This is a genomic window from Azospirillum lipoferum (genome assembly GCF_024170005.1).
Lineage (GTDB): Bacteria > Pseudomonadota > Alphaproteobacteria > Azospirillales > Azospirillaceae > Azospirillum > Azospirillum lipoferum.
Genome location: NZ_JALJXJ010000017.1, coordinates 106,653 through 124,263, shown reverse-complemented (window position 1 = coordinate 124,263; position 17,611 = coordinate 106,653). Strand labels below are relative to the sequence as shown.

Annotated in this window: 8 protein-coding genes; all 8 read right to left on the bottom strand. The window is 69.8% G+C overall.

What is annotated here, in order from left to right:
- The 8 genes from J2848_RS29940 to J2848_RS36045 are packed head-to-tail and all read right to left on the bottom strand — an operon-like array spanning window position 1 to window position 17,610.
- The gene (locus tag J2848_RS29940; protein WP_281288650.1) at window positions 1-3,909 is read right to left on the bottom strand and encodes a contractile injection system tape measure protein; all 3,909 of its coding nucleotides are present in this window, start codon (window positions 3,907-3,909) and stop codon (window positions 1-3) included.
- 9 nt (window positions 3,910-3,918) lie between these two features.
- Window positions 3,919-6,621 (bottom strand): eCIS core domain-containing protein, encoded by a 2,703-nt coding sequence (locus J2848_RS29935; RefSeq protein ID WP_149234105.1) that lies wholly within the window; start codon window positions 6,619-6,621, stop codon window positions 3,919-3,921.
- Window positions 6,618-10,157, bottom strand: a complete 3,540-nt coding sequence (locus tag J2848_RS29930) for a glycoside hydrolase domain-containing protein (protein ID WP_149234106.1) — start codon at window positions 10,155-10,157, stop codon at window positions 6,618-6,620. Before J2848_RS29930 ends, J2848_RS29935 begins: the two co-directional genes overlap by 4 nt.
- Window positions 10,154-14,350, bottom strand: a complete 4,197-nt coding sequence (locus J2848_RS29925) for a baseplate J/gp47 family protein (RefSeq protein WP_149234107.1) — start codon at window positions 14,348-14,350, stop codon at window positions 10,154-10,156. The genes J2848_RS29930 and J2848_RS29925 overlap by 4 nt, the downstream gene beginning before the upstream one ends.
- Before the next feature lie 11 nt (window positions 14,351-14,361).
- Window positions 14,362-14,790 (bottom strand): GPW/gp25 family protein, encoded by a 429-nt coding sequence (locus tag J2848_RS29920; RefSeq protein ID WP_149234108.1) that lies wholly within the window; start codon window positions 14,788-14,790, stop codon window positions 14,362-14,364.
- A 3-nt stretch (window positions 14,791-14,793) separates the two neighbouring features.
- Window positions 14,794-15,093, bottom strand: coding sequence for a PAAR domain-containing protein (locus J2848_RS29915; protein ID WP_149234109.1), 300 nt, complete (start codon window positions 15,091-15,093; stop codon window positions 14,794-14,796).
- Window positions 15,094-15,118: 25 nt separating this feature from the next.
- Window positions 15,119-16,918 carry a type VI secretion system tip protein VgrG gene (gene vgrG, locus J2848_RS29910; protein ID WP_149234110.1) on the bottom strand — a complete coding sequence of 600 codons (1,800 nt, stop codon included), beginning with the start codon at window positions 16,916-16,918 and terminating at the stop codon, window positions 15,119-15,121.
- Window positions 16,915-17,610 carry a CIS tube protein gene (locus J2848_RS36045; protein WP_149234111.1) on the bottom strand — a complete coding sequence of 232 codons (696 nt, stop codon included), beginning with the start codon at window positions 17,608-17,610 and terminating at the stop codon, window positions 16,915-16,917. Before J2848_RS36045 ends, vgrG begins: the two co-directional genes overlap by 4 nt.
- Between the last annotated feature and the right edge of the window lies 1 nt (window position 17,611).

Genomic DNA, 17,611 nt, shown 5'->3' with positions numbered 1-17,611 from the left:
TCACCATGTGACGTGGATCGGGGCCGCCATCCAGCGGTGGTAGACGACCGAACGGTTCCACGGGACCTGATCGGTCAGGATGTCGACGGTCTTGCGCTGAATCTCCAAGGTCCAGCGGTCGTTGCCCCGTTGCAGCCGTCCCTCGCGCTGCAGGAAGGTCTCGCGCAGACCGGCTGGCGAAGTGTTGCGGATGATCGTCCAGTTGCCGATCACCGCGCGCAGCATCTCATCGCAGACGCTGCGCTCCGCCTCCGTCGGCTCGATCGCGCGCAGGACCGGCGCCGACGCCACGACGCCGCACAACAGCTTGTTCAGCACGAGCTGCGGTTCCGGACGGTCGCAGTGCTCGTCGACGAGATATTGGAGGAGGTGGACGGCGCGCGAGGCCGCATCGGTCCCGACGATGGCCGGCGCGCCATCGCCGCCGTGGGTGAGCACCCCGAGCCGCTCGAAGAAATGCGGCAGGAACGGGTTGAACAGGATCAGCCCGGCATTGCCGACGTAAAGCGTCTCGCCGACGCCGGAATCGCCGGCGCGGTCGGACCCCCGGCGCGGCGCCGGTGGCGGTGGCCGGCGTGGCGGGCGCGGACGGAGAAGGGCCGACAGGCCGGTGTAGCCGCCGTCGCGGGCCAGCTCGCGGGCGCGGGCGAGGACGCGGGCGGTGGTCACCGGATCCCTGATGACTGGATCCGGGGCCTCGCGTCTGCCGTCTTCAGGGTCGCCGCCGGTCAACCCGGCGATCAGGCGGTCGGCGGTGGCGCGCATCGTCGATGCCCGCGGGCCGGCCAACACCGCGAACAGCCGGCTCCAGACCAGCCGGCGGGCATCGCCACGGCGGTCGGGCGCCGCCGCCTGCCGCCATGCCGCCGTCAGCACGGTGGTCAGGGCCAGCAGCGGGCGTGCCCAGCCCGGTTCCAGCCGGTGAACCAGCCTCGCCAGGATCTCGTCGGGCATCACCGCCACCCAGCCGGCACGGACGCCGGCGCGGGACAGCCCGTTGCACAGGGCGGCGTCCAGTTCCGGGTCGCGGGCGTCGGCCAACGCCAGGGTCAGGCGGATCAAGCCGTCGCCGAAGGCCGGCGTCGGCACGGCGCCGGCCAGGAAGGCGATCAGCGCGGCGCGGTTGGCCGGGACGTCGACGCTGTCCGCCGTCCCGGAGACGGTCGGATCCGGCGGCGTGTCCAGCGCTTCGAGGTCGAACGGCTGGCCCGACAGCGTTGCGGCGACTGCGCGCAGGGACAAATCGCGCCGTTCGCCCTCGGCAAGGCCATGCATCCGGGCGGACAGTGGGCCGTCGGTGGCGAACACCCAGGGCGCCAGCCGGCGCAGCGCCGCCTCCGCCCGTGACCAGCCGAGCCGGTCGGCGGCGCGTCGCAGGCGGGCGGCATTGGGCCCGGCGTCGGTGTCGCCGAACAGGGTCAAAACCTCGGCCAGCGGCCACGCGGTCAGCCCGTCGAGCAGATCCGAGGGGAGGGTGCCGGGCGGTGCCCAGTCCGGCAGAGCGCCACGGTCCAGCCAATGGCGCAGCAGAGCCGCCCGCTCCGCTTCGGGAAGGGCGTCGGTCACCGTGCCGGGCGCCTCCGGCACCGGCTCACCGCGCAGGATGTGGTCCAGCACGGCGCTCCACGCCGATGCGCCGTCGCCGCCCGCATCGCCTGTCTGCACGGCCGCCCATCGTGCCGCGGCCACCGTACGGCCTGGCTGCAGACAGTCGACGATGTCTTCGGGCGGCAGCCAGGCAAGGAGCCGCCCGATCAATGCCGCCGTGCGACCGGCATCGGCGGCAACCAGACGGCGCAGAAGCGCGGCAAGGCCCGGTGCATGGCTTTCCGCCGCCTCGGCCAGCGCCGGCCCGCCGGCCGGTGGCTCGCCCGTGCGCAGGAAGCCTTCGACGAGGGTCAACGGATCCGGCGGATCCGGCGGGTTGGCGCCAGGCAGCGCCGCGCGCAGGGCGGGGTCGGCCACCCGCGGCCACAGCGCCGCCGTCAACCCGCTGGTCGGGATGCCTTGGTGCCTCGCCAGCCGGGCCAGCAGGTCGCGCAGCAGGGCGGTGCGGCCGGCCGGAGGCCTGACGCCGCCCGCCAGCGCCTGGACGGTCAGCGTCCACACCAGTCGGGCGAACGCCTCGCCGTCGAGTGGCGTCAGCGGCTGTCCGGCGTGCAGCCGCCGCAGTTCCCGCACGGCCGCCCGTGCTCCGGCGCCGTCGGCGGGATCGAGCGCCGCCAGCCAGTCGTCACGCCGCCTGTCGCCCAGCGCTGCGGCGAAGCGGATGAGCAGAGCGGGGTCGGCGGTCAGCCAGCGCAACAGGCCGGCACGGTCCGCCGCCGCCGTCCGCTCGGCCAACCGTCGCCACGCCACTGAAGTGTCGGTGGCCAACGCCTCCACCAGCGCCGTCCGAGCCCGTCCCTGTGGCAGCGGGGAGTGTCGCCCGGTTGCCGTGCCTCGGCGCTTCAGCGATGCCGTCAGGCGCCGCATGGCGGGGTCGCGCTCCGGTGGCCAGGGGAGAGCTGCGCCGCGCCCGGCCGGCAGTTCGGCGGCGAGATCGCCGATCAGCGCCGGCAGCGATGCCGTGGGGGGCAGGCGATGGCGCAACCGCCGCATGGCCTGCGTCAGCGTGGCGAGCAAGCGGTCATAGGGGACATCCTCCTGCGCGGCGAGATCGTGGAGAAGCCTGCGCAGCCAAGAGCGGCGGTTGAATTGCGTACCGGCGTCGCGCAGAAGCAGACGCAGCACCACAAGGCGCAGCAGCGGCTCGAAGGCGGCGTCGGACAGGGTCAGAAGCGCCTCGGCGCGGTGCGTCCTGGACAGTTCGGCGACATAGACGAGGATGAGCGCGGCGTGCTGCGGCTCCAGCGCCCGGACCAGCCGGGCGAAGACCGCGCCGCTCAACCTGGCGGTCAGCGACAGGATGGCGTCGTCGTCGGCACGGCGACGCAGCAGCGCCAGCAGCGGCATTACGTCGCCGGCCTCCGCCAGGAGGAACGCATCGTCTTCGCCGCCATCGGCGGCCGGTGCGTCCGCGTCGGCCGGCAGCTCGGCCGCCAATGCGTCGAGCAGCCCCGGCAGCGAATCGCCCAGTGGCCGCTGCCGCCGCGTCCGCGCCGCCGCCGCGCGCAGGGCGAGCAGCAGCGCGGCGTAGGCGATCCCCTCGGCCCGCGCCGCGCCGGCGACCAGGAAGCGAAGATACATCCGACGGTTGAAACGCGTTCCGGCGTCGCGCAGAAGGTGGTCCAGGGTCAGCAGCCACAGCCGCCGTTCCAGTGCCGACCCGCTGATCGGCAGCGCCGGCACCTTGCGGTGCAAGCGCAGCAGTTCGGCCAGATAGGTGAGGATGACCGTGGCGTCTGCGGGTGCCAGCAGAGCCAGCAGGGCGCGCAGTTCGGCCGTGCCGGCTTGCAGGACCAGCCGTTCCAGCGCATGGCGGTCGGTAGCGCGCCGGTGCAGCAGGGCTGCCAGCGCCGCCGGCCGCTCGGCGAGCAGGCGGCGCAGATCCTCGGTGGGGTCGGCGGCGGTTGCGGCACCGAACGGCATGGTTCCGCTGGCAAGGTAGGCGTCGAAGCGGTCGAGCAGTGCCTCGCCCGGCTCCATAAAGCGGCCGTCCGGGACGGGCGCGTGGAGCGCCGCGGCGATGGCGCCGGTGAGCGCATCGCTCAGCGCCCGCTCCAGCGCCGCCGGCAACTCCTGTTCCAGCCGGTCGGCGGCGACGGTGCCGAGGTCGAGGTCGAGCCGGCCCAGGCGCAGGTGGCGGCCGTCCGGCACCAGGGCGTCGAACACGCGTTCCAGTACCGGCGGCATGGCCTGCCGCGCCATGTCCTCGACGCGCGCACGCAGCGCCAGCGCACTATCGAGATCGGCCACCGCACACTCGACGGTGAGGCGGCCTATGTGATGCGTTGCGCGCACTGTCATTCCGCGGGCTTATTTTCTGGACTTGGAGCGGCGACCCGTGCGGGCTTGCTCCTCAGCCCGCTCATAGTGGGCACCCTCGTGGAAGATCACGAATGGATTGGGGCCGTCGTGCGTCACCGCATTGACGAAACTGTCGGGATTCTGGTCGTGACGACGGTGGATGTGCAGGCCACGGTTCTCCATGGTCGCCACTTCCCTGAGATCCTCCTCGCGCAGGTAGTAGGCCGGATTGCGAACCACAGCCGCATAGGCGTTGCGCAGTTCGGCAATGTGACCGTTCACAAGGCCGTCCATCTCGGCCCGGCGGTCGTTCCCCGCCTGCTCGCGCTCCGCATGGTACTGCTCGACGTCGTCCTTGATGTCGCTGGTGTCGAGCGCCACCACGCCGTCGAAATTCGCCTCGATGACCCGTTCGAGATAGTCGGGATCAAATGTCATCAAAAGCGCAGCGCGCCCGCCGGAGGCACATCTTTCCAAGCGGCGGCGTGCATCCCGGTCCGACTTCGCATCCGACTGCATGATCTCGTCGACCAGAAAAGCCTGGATGGCGGGCACCGTACCCAGCTGCTCACGGTATCGTCGCAGCAGGTCGGCCCTGTCGTCGCGGAGAATCGCATCCGTTTCATCATGCGGGGCCATACGGTCGCGTAGCGCGTTGCGGAACCCCGGTATCTGGCGGAACTGGTTCCACAGCAGCGCCTGATCCGGTGTGAGTTGCGCTCTGGCGTTGCGCATCCGGCGTAGAACGGTTTCCTCCACCAGATCAGACAGCATCAGGTGATAGCGTCCACCGTCCACGTTGCCGGTCTCGATCCGTTGCGCCAACGCTTCGCGGCGCTGCGGGGCATCCGCTGCGGTGTAGCATCCATCTTCGTCGGGGGTGCCGAACATGGCATGGATGCCGCAACTGCCGTCCCCTGTCGTCTCGTACGCGGTGAGCGTGGACTGCCCGTCCATGCCGGTCAGGATCTGGCTCGGTTGCGGCGGCTTGGATGACTTCTTGGTCTTGCCGCCGCGCTTGGCGTCCCGTGACAAAGGGTCATACTGATCGAACGTGTCGGGAGCCATTGGCACCGGTGTCTTGGCAAGCTGCTCCAATATTGTCTGTTGGCTGATTGGCCCCTCAATTTCTCCAAGAGCGGAAAAGAAATCTTCATAGGCTTTTTTGTTCAAAGCAATCGATTGCAAAATATACCGTTTTTGCTGATTTTTATCCGTTTTATTTATGGATTTATCTCTGATTTTCAAAGTGCGGTTGTATTTTATGCGGGGTTTCGTGACATTCTTCATCTTTTTCTTGTCGAGAACCAGCGGGTTGCCTTCACGGGGGAGCTGGCTACCCAATCTGGCCGCGACCTCTTCCATGTTCGGAGCGAACCAGGGCACCCTGTAGCTCTGCGATTGGCTGGGCTCCGCCTCCGTCGGATAGACCGTAGGAAGGCGAGCCGATTGCAGCGAGAGCGAGCAGAGGCCACAATGCGGCTCTCCTGTGTAGAAGAAGCTGGTGTGCTTTCCATTTTCATCCATGAAGTCCTGGAAACTGGAAGTGACGAGGCTGTGATCGATCACACCGTGATCGTGCTCCATCCCTTCTTCGTCACCTCTCCCGGCTCTCTCCGTTCGGCTCTGCTTATCCAGCTTCACTTTCTTCCGGGGCAGGAATTCGGCGCCGTTCCATTCGGAATGCATGTTGTTGCCTGTCTTCTTCGAATGGAAGGTCGCACTCCATTCTTTACCTGTCCTGTTCCTGTTGAGCACGTAGGAACTGGCTCCCTGCCCACCGAGAAGGGCATAGGGATATTTCTCCTGCTTGGGAAAATCGTGGTTGGTTCTGACGTGTCTGTACAGTTCATGCCAGTTCTTGTATTTTTTCCCGCAGTCGGGATGCTGGCACACTGAATATGCGCTTTTTTGATCGAACAGCGTCTCTTTGTCATTTCCATCGCCGTACTCGGCAGGATTGTCCTGGCTGATGTTGTTCCTGTTGGAAATTGAGATGGTTCCGCCGTCTTCGGACCTGAAGTTCCAGGCCCGGCCGTCGTCCGAAATGAATGTGGCCTTCACCCAATCGACGCTGCCTGCGGGCTTCACCCAGACGACCTCACCCTTTCTGGTCGGCGCATACTTGCGCTGAACAACCGCCAATCCGGGCAGGGCGATCCGCAGGGGGGCGGCGTCGGTGGTGCCGACCATTGGCGCGCGCGTCATCATTTGGACCGCCTGCGCACCCATCACGTCTGCTTCCCTCTCCAACTGTGCATCGTCGTTGAGCGGCGTGGCATTCTTCATCTGCGTGGTTGCCCGGACCCGGCCCTGCTTCTGCTGCACGGCGTGCCAGGCTTCGTGCGGCAGATGTTGCTCCTGTCCCGGTCCGACATGGATGTCGGTCCCCTGTGTGTAGGCCAGGGCTTGCATTCCCGCGGGCTTGGGCGAGTTCCGGTAGACGCGGACATCGTCCAGCGATACGCCCGACAGCGCTTCGATTCCGGCTTTCAGTGTGTCGGGAAGCCCCGTGCGGTTGCGGCCCGCAGCCGGCGTCCGCTGGCCGGGCGCCGCATCGGCGAACTGCCTCACCCCGGAGCGGGCGTTCAGGTCAGCCGCCAGTTGCGTCAGGATGGCGTGCTGGGGACCTGCGGCGCGTGCCGTCCCGGCGGTGTCGGAGGTCTGCGCCGGACGGGTATCGGCACGCCGCAGCGTGGCATGGGTGGTCATGGGCTGTCCTCCTCCGGTGGGGTGGCTGCCGGCGGCGCGCGGGTCAGCCAGAAGGGCGTGTTGCCCGTCCGATCGGTCTGCACGGCGTCGTCATCGTAGGCCACGCCATCGAGCGAAGTGTTGGCGGCGATCGTCTGCAGCAGACAGTAGCCGCGCCCCGGCACGTCGGGGACGGTGCTGCCCGAACGCCAGAAATAGCGCGTCCGGGTGGTGGCGATCTGCTCGCCGGTGAGGCCGCAGTCGGCGCCGACATAGAGGCCGGCGACGTAGCCGGCGTCGGTCACGACGTCGGCCCAGGTATCGCAGTAGTCGATGATCCGGTCCGCCGGCGTACCGGCGGCCACGCCCTCCAGGTCGAGCCACAGCGTCACCCCGGAGGGCAGGCCGACCCGCCGCGCGTTGATCGCGGCATAGAGGCCGTAGCGGCGGCCGAGCTTTCCGCTCGGCGTCCAGCCGGCCGGCGCGACGTGCTGGACGGCCATCAGTGCCAGACCGGCCTGCAGGATGTCTTCGGCCTCGGCGTCCGTCAGGTCGCCGCCGGCCTGGATCGCGTCGCGCGACAGGTAGCGGATGGCGAACTGGAAGCCGTCCGCGGCGAACGCCCGGGCGGTGGCGGCCGTCAGCACCGTGTCGGTGTCGAATCCCGCGGCCCCTGGCGTCGCCGCGACGACCCGCCCGGCCAGCGACGCGGTGCGCCGGTCCGGGCTGTCTGCTGCTGTCTGATCGGGCGGCGCCGGCGGTTTGGTCGGCGGAGGGGGAGTCGCCTTGGATCGGCGCCAGAACTGCCACCAGCGCCGCTCCGGTGGGGCGTCCGGTGTCGGCTCCGAGGGCTCCGGGGCTTGTTCCGGGGCGGGCGTGACGCCTGGTGCCGGCGCGCGCCGCGGTGGGAAGCGGACCTGCTGGCGTGTTTCCGATGTTGTCTGCGCCGTCGCCGCGGGCATCGGCATCGGTTCCGCTGCCGGCTCGATGGGGGGCGGTTCAGGCTCCGGGGTGGGATCGGGCGCCGGTGATGGCGTGGAGGTTGGCGCCGGTGTCGCTGTCGGAGGCGGGGCCGCTGACGGCGCAGGGGCAGGCGTCGGGACGGGACGGGGCGCCGCCTCGTCCAGGAAGTGCGCCAGGCGCCGGCTTGTCTCGGCCCGGCGGCCCGGCGGCCCGGCGCGCAGCGCCTCGGCCCACGCTTCGTACAGCCTTCGGAAGCGGCGCAGCCGGCGATGGTCGAGAAACAGGCAATCGAGGACGATATGGGCTGGGACATTGGCGCGCAGGATCGCCTCGGCCCCGCTGCGCCAGCCGGCGTCGCGGCGCTCGTCCTCATGCACGGCCAGAACGGCGCTGACGCGGAAGCTGAACGTTCCGCCAGTGCCCCGGTGGTTCCCGTGGCCTTGCCCGCCGGTCTGCCATTCGTCCCACGGCCCGTGCATCGCGTAGCGCAGCAGCGTCCATTCGACGATGGTGAGCTGCGTATGGCGGCCGCCCGCGGCGCGGATCAGGCGGTCGGCGGCGGCGATGGCCTCGGCGACGCCGGAATGTTCGCCCAGCAGCCACCAGACGCCGTCATTGTCCCGGCAGGTCAGGCAGACGGCGCCGTCGCGGTACAGCAGTCCGATGCGGTAGCGCCGGGCGTCGGCCAGCGCCGGCCACAGCGCGGCGGTGATCCGCCGGCCGGTCAACGGCGCCCCATGGTCGTCCGCTCCGTCGATGTCTGCGCTGCCGGGAGTGATGGGCAGGAAGTCCCGTTCCACCGCCGTCGTCTCGTCCGCCGTCAGACGGCGTCCGAAATCGGCGTCGCCGGGATCGGCGACCATCTGTGGCTGATTGCCGTGCAGCGAGGCGTCGAGCACCGCCAGTTCGATGCGGGCGCGCACCTCCAGCCCGGCGATCCCGTCGCCCGGCTGAGGCCGCAGATAGTCGAAGCCGCGGCCACGGTCGCGCGTGGCGGGTACGGTGCGGGCGAGAAGTGCCCGCTTCGCCTCGACCAGCTCCGTCTGCTGCCGATCGCCACCACAGCTGCAGGCGGCATGGGCTGGTGCCGTCAACGATTCGGCGTAGAGCGACAGCAGCAGGTCGAGGATGGCCGACTGCCGGGCCGCCACCGGGTCGTCCGCGGCGACCAGCCGCTCCAGGCCCTCGCGGTAATCGGGACGCAGCAACGGCGCCGCGTCGGGCACGATGTGCTCCAGCGATTGCCAGGCGTAGGTGGAGCCGCCGCCCGTCGTGATCGAGAACAAGTGGCGCAGGAAGGCGAGCTGGCTGAAGTAGTTGGCCATCAGCTGGTCGAAGACCATCAGATAGCCCTTGAGCTGCTTGGCGCGCGCCTGACGGGAGGCCGGCGCGTTGGACGGCAGCCCGTACTCGCCGATGCCGTAGACCAGCGGGAACTGGTCCTGCACCGAGCTGTAGGCCGCGGGGTTCCAGCTGCGGCCGCGTGGCGGCGCGTAATGCCGGGCGTATTCCGGCCACAGATCGTAGGTGCGCCGCTGCGCCGCCCACAGCCGGTCGAGGCGGCGGCGCACCTTCCCCGGATTGGGCTGGCACAGTACATCGCCGCGCCACAGCCGGATGGGATAGGAGCCGTCGCACGGCCCTTCGGCCAGCCAGAGCACGCGCCCCTCCGGGACGGAAACGAGGTCGCCCGGCGCGTAGGTCCGCGGATCGCCGTCGATCCGCACCGACAGGGCGGGAACCGACAGCACGCCCGCCGTCTCGGCCATCGTCTGCAGCAGATCATCGACCGGCATCACGGCCGGGAAGGGCGTCAACTGCTCGTCGGCGATGAAGCCGCGCAGCATCAGTGGGCCGGTGAAGATCTCCGATGTCGTGCGTCCGGCGGCGAGCAGTGCATCGAGCGGCGCCCGCTTCGGCTCCGGCGCCAGCCGCAGGCCGAGCCCGAACAGGAGCCGTGCCATCACGGCGTTGGGGTCGGCGCCGTCGTCGAGCTGGACGTCGGCCTCGACCACCGTGGCCAGCGGGGCGAGGAGGACGATGCTCTCGACATCCTCGCACAGGGCGCGGTGGGCGGCATAGGTCGTCCGCGCGCGCTCGACGATGGCCTTCAGGCGGTCGTCGTTGCCGGAACAGCAGGGGTCCTGCGAGGGCACGAGCAGGGAAAGGCGGTAGAGACCGGAGACCCCCTGCACCTCCGCCGGTGGGCAGGGCGTGAACCAGGCGTTCCCGACCCCGGGCACGCGGTCGATGATCAGCCGCCGCAGGTCGCCGCTGGTCACCGGGTTGACCGGCATGATGGCGCGGGCCGGATAGAGCGCCTGACGCCACAGGGCCACGGCGCCGGTGGCCGGCGCGCCGAGCAGATCGGCCACCGGGAAGTCGGCGCGGAACGACAGCTCGGTCAGCGCGTAGCAGAGCTGTTCGAGGATGGTGACGCCGGGATCGGAGTAGTTGTAGTCGGTCCAGATCTGGCCCGACATGGCCTGCACCAGCCGGGTGCCCTCGGCCCGCAGCCCGGAATAGCTGAGGCCGGCGGCGGTCGGCAGCGTCCGCGGAATGCTGTTCGGCTTTCCGGTCACCTCGCGTGTCATGGCGCCTCGCCGGTCAGCGCATGCGCCAAGGCCGAGGTGAGATAGGACCAGCCGGGGACGGCCGGCGACGGGTCGGGTGCGTAGTCGAAGGACAGGATGCCCAGCACGTAGGGCCGGTGACGGATGAAGCGCGCCACCGCATCGGCCGTGTAGTAGTTGTCCGGCCGGGGTCCGGACGCCGGGTCCGGCCATGGCGACAGGAAACGAATCAACTCGTCGTTCAGACGCTGGATGCTGGCCTCGACCGTGTCCTGGTCGCTGAACACCAGTCTGGCGGTTACCTTCATCCGCTGATAGGGCGGGTTGCTGACGCCGAGCTTGATGAACGGGCTGATGCGCGTCGCCAGAAGGTCGTGGATCTGGCCGAGTGTCGCGGTGTCGCAGGTCGGCTCGGTCGGGTCGGAGACGCCCTGCGTCGCCGGCCCCGGCACCGCGACGACCCACACCGTGCCGGGGGCCGGCGTTCCGTCGCCGTTGGCCGCCGGCACCACGGCCACCTGACACAGCGCCGGGAACTCCGCCAGCGCAAGACGCGCGTAGTCCCAGGACTGTACGCCGAACCCCTTGTGGCGCAGCCGCTCGGCCATCCACATCTCGAACCCCTTGCCCGTCGCCACCGGCCGGCCGCCGAAGGAGGGCAGGGGCTGGCTGACGGTGGCGATGTCCGGCAGCTTAGCGGCGCTGGCGGTGATCGTGCCGGCCTTGAGCGGGGTGCCCAGCGAGTCCGCGCCGCCGGGTCCGATCCAACTCGCGGTGCCGGCATTGGTGACGAGATCGGCCAGGAGCGGGAAGACATCGGTGTCGGCATCGACGGCGGCGCGCAGCCACACCGTCGGGGCGGTCGCCGACGTGGCGCCTGCGGAAGCGGCGGCATCGGATAGGGCTGCCGGGGCGGCGGCCAGCTCGAAGGTGACGATGCCGGAGTTGTGCAGCCCGTTGGTGTCGTCGCGCAACGGCGTCAGCGGCGTCCATTCCGCCCATTCCGCCCCCACCGCCTGCGACCAGCTGACCGGCGGCGCCTCCTCGGGCCAGCCCTCTTCGCCGGGCGCCAGGGAGAATAGCAGCGCCAGCTGGCCGTCCTGCGCCGACAGCCCGATGAACAGCGCGCCATCCTGCGGCATCGGCGCCAGCAGGGGCACGCCGGCATTTGACGCGGCATCCGACGGCCAGCCCGCCGCCGCCACCCCATCGAACGGCAGCAGATGGAAATAGACGCTCGCCCGGTCGTCCGGCAGCGCCGTGGCGGCGCCGTAGGAGACGCTGAGGCCGGCCATCTGAGGCAGCCAGGGCTGGTTGGGGAAGCCGTTCGTCGGCTGTCCATCCAGGCACCGTTGCAGGCAGCCGCTGGAGCGGTCGGCCTCGGCGGCGTCGAGGTCGGCCTTGGCCGTCTGCACCGCGCCGGTCATTGTCTGGCGCGCGGCCGGAACCGGCTGCCCCTGTGCAGCCGTCCAGGTGGCGGCGAGCGTGCCGCCGCTTGTGGCCAGCGTCCGCGCCACACCGAGATCAGGTTGCGCGCCGGTGCCGAGGGCGGTGCCGTTCGCGGCGATCCACTGCGACAGCTGCGTGAGCGCCGCCGCCGGATCCGTGGCGGCGGACCTGCGGCCGGACAGCGGGCGCTGCGTCTGCCCGTTGAGCGCCGCCGCCAGACTGTCCCGCCATGCCGACTGCTGGTCGGGCGGGGCGCCGCTGTCGGAGATCGCATCCTGGGCGGCCGCCACGCCGGCACCGACCATCTGCGACAGCGCCTGCTGGAGCGCCATTCCGACGCTCTGCACGAAGGATTTGTCGGAGGCCTGCCCGATGGTGGCGAGCAGTGGGTCCAGCATCGCCGCCAGGGCCGGACCGGGGCGGCTGCATTTCTGGGCGCATGCCGATGCCGCCGCGGTCAGTTCGACCGACGCCGCCATGGTGTTGGCGGAAAAGAGCGTGTTGCCGAAGGCATAGTCCGGTTCGGCAAGGGCAAGCCGCAAGGCGGAGGAGGCCGGGTCGTAATAGTCCGGCGGGGCGGTCTGGACGATGGCGGGCGCCGCCAGAACCGTTTCCGGGGACAGCCGTCCCCGGCTGTCGGGGACGGTGTTTCCGGCCGCTCCATCGCCAGTCGTGCCGCCATCCGCATCGGCATTGTCCGTCTCGCCATCGGCGGGCGACGCGTCCTTCACCGTGCGGAACAGGTAGGGCGGGTCATCCGCCGTCCCGTCCTGAGCGGGATCCGTGCCGGCAGCCTGACCGATCGTCCACAGGCCGGGGTTCACCACGCTGAAGGACGCCCGGAACGACTGGTTGTCGAACAGCGAGCCGGGCGGGTGCTTCACGCCATCGGCGTCGATCACATAGGCGGAATAGTAGCCGTAGAAGCCGGTCGTCTGCACCGGCAGCCCGTACCAGCCGATCCGCATCGACAGGCGGTCCAGCGTCTTGATGAACAGCTCCGGCGCGGCGACGTCGAGGGCGGCCCCCTGTACCGGCGGCGACCCGAACGGCGTGAAGGGCTGATCCGCGGACGCCCTGCCGCCGGGAGTCGTCAGCGTCAGGTCGGTCAGCCCGTCCACCGCCACCGCGATCGTCAGTCCGGTCAAAGCCAGCCCGTTCAGTACGGCGTAGGGATAGAGATCGACCGGCCCGGCCGGCGCGCCGATGGTCACCCTGGTCTGGAGGAGGTCGGCGACCAGCACCGGCAGCGTGTCGTCGGGCACCACCCCTTCCGACACCGGCAGGGCGGTCTTGACCGGCGGGGTGGAGGACAGGGCGACGAACGGGGCGGCGTCGGCCGTCAGCGCGAAGGCGAGGGTGAAGGCATTCTGGCCCGTGGCCGGTGCGGTCACCGTATAGCCCGCCACCGGCATCCAGCCGCCGGCGGTCGAATAGCGCAGGGCGAAGGCGGCGGCGAGAACCTGCGCCAGCAGGGCCGCCGGATCGCCGCCCAGCGGCGCCAGCAGGGCTTCGGCCGCCGCCAGCCCGTCGGCTGCGAAGGAGAGGCCGAGGCTGACGGTCCGCTGGCCGCCGGCCAGCTCCAGCGTCGGGCTGGCCAGCGCGAAGCCGAGGCTGGCGGCGGTCGAGACCAGCGCGCCGTCGGTGCCCGCCTCCTCGGCGCCGAACAGCGGGAACGGTTCGGCGATCAGCGGCGGAGTCTGCGACAGGACGGCGACGCCGCCGAGCACCTGTGCCGGCAGCGGCGTGGCGGGAAGGGGGACGGCCGACGACTGCGGCGATTCCCGCGTCACGGTCAGCGTGCGCAGGGCGGCGACGGCGGCGGTCCCCACCGACACCGCCTGGTCGAGGGTATACTGAACGGGTTGGCCCGAAGCGTCGCTGCCGGCGGTGAAGACGGTGCCCTTGGGTGCCGATGCCTGGATGACGCCTTTGGCCGGGGTGAAGGCAAGATAGACCCGATCGGCGCTGCCGTCACGGCGATCCTGGTGCAGGACGTCCACGTCGTAGAAGCGCACCAGCCGTTCCGGAAAGCGGTTGACCGTGTCCTGGGCATGCCGGAACAGCATGGTGAAGGCATTGTAGAGCGCCGCCTGTGGCTGGTGGCCCTGGGCCTCGAGCGATGCCTCGAGCCGGGTGCAGGCGGCGGCACGGCCCTGCTCGAGAACGCCCAGCAGCGCCTCGGCCAGATCCCCCAGCAGGTCCGCCAGCCGGTCGGCCCACCCCCGTTCGATCCCCGTCCAGGCGCGGCGCAGCCCGTGTTCCAACGGGTTGCCGCCGAGATGGGCGATCAGCTGCTGCGCCGGAGCGGCGAGTTGCCCGCGGTGCCGCGAGGCGATGGCGGCGCCGAGCGTGCTCTCGATCGAACTGGAATCGGCATCGGTCTCGATCAGCCGGACCAGCCGCAGCACGGCGAGGACCAGCGCGTCGGCGGCCCGCCGCTGTGCCTCAAGGCTGGGGGCATCGCGCAGGGCGTCGGCAAGACGGTCGAAGTCCGCCTCGAAGCCGCGGATGTCGAGGCCGACCTGGAGGGCCAGCGCGATGCTGGGATCACCCGAGAAGAACGCCGACCAGTCGCCATCCGGCAGGTTGGTCAGGTCGTAGAAGGTGATCAGCCGCCCGTAATCGACGGCGAAGGACAGCAGCTGGGCCAAACTGCGCCCGTCGGCCTGCACCCGCTCCGGTGCCGGTGCCGACCGCAGCCGGTCGCGCTGGCTGGTCGCCACCGCGTTGAGGACGAGCAGGTCGGGGTGGGGGGCGGACATTCCTTACCCCTTCACAGCGCCGGCGAGGGCAGCGTCGCCTCGGTCAGGTAGAAGGGATAGACGAGGTTGCTGCGCACGTTGGTGCTGCGGACGACGAAGTCGATCAGGATGGTGACCAGACCCTGCAGCGGTGCCTCCTCCTGCACCGCGATGCTCAGCACGTCGATGCGCGGTTCCCAATCGACGATCGCCTTCATCAACTCCGACTTGATCTGGTTTATCAGCGTTTCGGTGAGGCTGTCGAACACCCGGTCGCGCAGGGTGGTGCCGTAGGTGGCGAGCATCAGCCGTTCACCCAGGCTGGTCGACAGCAGCACCCACAGGCTTTCCTTGATGTTCTGCACGTCGCTGCTCATCACCACCGAGGAGCTGTGCCGGTTGAAGGTCGGCGGGAAGCTCCAGCCGGTCCCGAGAAAGTCCTGTTCGGTGTCGTCCGCCATCGGTCAGCCCCCGATCAGCACGGTGGGAAAGCCGAGCACGACGGTACCGCCATGCGCCGTGCTGTCGCCCATCCGGGCCGCCGGCCGTCCACCGATCAGCACGGTGGCGGAGCCCTTGACGATGGTGTCCGGCGGCCCGACGCAGACGCACAGGTCGCCGACGCAGGCGGCGGGCAGGCCGCCGATCAGCACGGTCGGCATGCCGGGTCCGGTCAGCGGTCCGCCGACATGGGGAATGGGCGGCACGCCCGGCGTCACCATCGGGCAGCTGTGCATGTCGGTCAGGCGGGCGGCGGGCGGCATGCAGGGGGTCTCCGTTGGCGGTCGCTCAGTTGATCTTCACCAGGCCGCCCTGGATCTGCACCATGGCGGCCGAGGTCAGCTTGGCTTCGGCCGAACCCTGCGCGGCGAAGGTGGTGTCGGCCTTGGCGTCGATCTGGAGCCCGGCGACCGAGACGTTGGCGTTCGCCTTCAGCGTCAGGTTGCCCTGCGCGTTGATCGCGATGTTGCCCTTCGCCTCCAGCGTCATGTCGGCGGCGCTGCTGGCGGTGATGCCACCCGGCGCCATGGTCATGGTGTTGCCGTTCAGATCCTTGATGGTGATGGTCTTGGCCTTGTCGTCGAGGCGGATGCTGTGGCCGCCGGGCGTGGCGATGGCGATCGCCTTGTCCTCCTCGAAGAAGTCGATGCGCAGTTTGCTGCGGGTGACGATGGTCTTCTGGTTGTTCTTGGCGTCGGGGGTGACCGGCGGCGGGTTCTTCTTGCTGTAGAGGCTGCCGACGATCACCGGGAAACGCGGATCACCGTTCATGAAGGCGACGACCACCTCGTCCCCGACCTCCGGGTAGAATTCGGCGCCGATGCCGTTCGAGGCGTAGAAGCTGCCCAGCCGCGCCCACACCCCCTGGCTGCCCGCCTGCAGCAGCGGGAGCTGCACCTGGACGCGGAACTCGCCGTCCGGATCGTCCGAGGTCTTCAGCACCAGGGCGGTCTGCAGATTGGCGACCGGCGGAAGCTGGCCGGCAGCGCCGGGGGCGGCGACCTGGGGCGTCGTGGCGGCGAACCACAGCGGCGACAGGCCCAGTTCGATCGAGGTCAGCCACAGACCGTCGGCGACCCGGTGGTGCAGCCCCGAGACATAGCCGTTGCCGTTGAAGCGGTCGCCCAGCCCGGCCAGCGTCACCATCGCCCCCGGCGTGACCAGCGCGCTGCCCTGGAAACGCACGCTGCCGCGGATCTTGCTGAGGCGCGCCTTCAACAGCTCCGCCGACGACCAGTCGGTGAGGTCGGCCTGCGGAAGCGTGCCGGCGCTCTGCTGGGTGTATTGCGTGATGTCGAAGACCTTGGCCAACTGGTCGGACGACAGGTTGCCGGGCGTCGTCACTCCGGTGCTGGCCTGGCCGGAGGCGGTGAGCTGCTGCGTCGCCGGATCCCAGGCATAGCTCTTGATCGCTGCCGCCGTGTATTGGGTGGAGGCGTCCATTTCGGCCCGGAAATCCAGGATCGACTGACCGTAGGCCAGGGTCAGCACCGGCGCCTTCGACGTGTCCGGGACGGCCACCGTCACCGTGCCGCCGGCCGCGGTCACCACCATGCCGTTGAGCTGGGCGCGGATCAGCATCAGGTCCCAGTCCGAGCAGTAGTACTGCACGATGACCGGCTGGACGGTGCTGGTCGAAGCGACCCTGGCGGTGAGGCCCGACTGCCCGATCAGTTTCTGGATCAGCTGGCTGTCGGTCATCGTCTCGAACACGGCGTTCCGCCGGGCCAGCGTCATCGCCATGGCCTTGTCGGTCGCCTCCACCACCAGACGCGACGAGCCGTTCTGCGCGATCTCCAGCCCCTGCCGGTAGACGATGCCGGAGAACACCTGGGTGACGGACTGGTCGTAGCCCAGCGAAATCTCCAGCGCGGCGCCGGGGATGAGCGCCGCCGTCTCGCTGATCGGGAAGGTCTGCGCCGCCGGGTCGCCGTCGGAGATGACCAGCCGCGCCTTGGGCAGCTTGTTGACGTCGGTCCAGACGTCGATCGACACCACCTGGTACGAACTGTCGAGCGGCTTGCCGTCGGCGCTGATCGTCCAGGAAACGAGCGCGCCGGCCAATTGCGCGGGAGAGGGGGCGGTCATGCGGCGGTTCCGGCCAACGGAGGGAAGACGATCTGCGACCCGGGCCGCAGCCGGCGGAAATCGGACAGGCCGTTGTAGGCGGCGATGCTGATGTAATAGCGGCTGTCGCCATAGATGCGGTGGCACAGCAGCGGCAGCGTGTCGCCGGCCACCACCGTCACCAGATGCGTCATGTCGGGGGATGCCATGTTCGCCTGCTTGGCGAGCTGCACCTCGCTGGTGAAGGCGAGGAAGGTGACCGACATCTTGGCGCGGATCGGTGTGCCGTCGGGCTTGAACAGGGAATAGACCGTGTTCATCTGGCTCAGCACGCCCTGGAACTGGAGCTGCGCCCAAGAGACCTTGGCGTAGTTGGGCCGATGGGTCGAGCCGTTGGTCGTTCCGAACAGAGCCCTGAACTGGCTGATCAGGCCGGCAACTCCGTCGGACGGCAGCGGGGTGCCGGGCACCGGCGGCGGGACGACCCCGGTGGTGTCGAACACCAGCTCGAAGGAAACGCTTTCCGGCCCGACGCGGTTGAATTCGGGCGACGGGCCGGGAGCGCCGGGCGCCTGACGGTCGGTGTAGAGGATGGCGTAGTCGTGCTTGTAGCTGGCTGGGTTGATCCACGCCGAGAACGGCTTGCCGACCTGCGTGTTGAAGTTGGCGTCGCTGTAGGCGGTGAAGACCAACCGTTCCAGGCTGCCGGACATG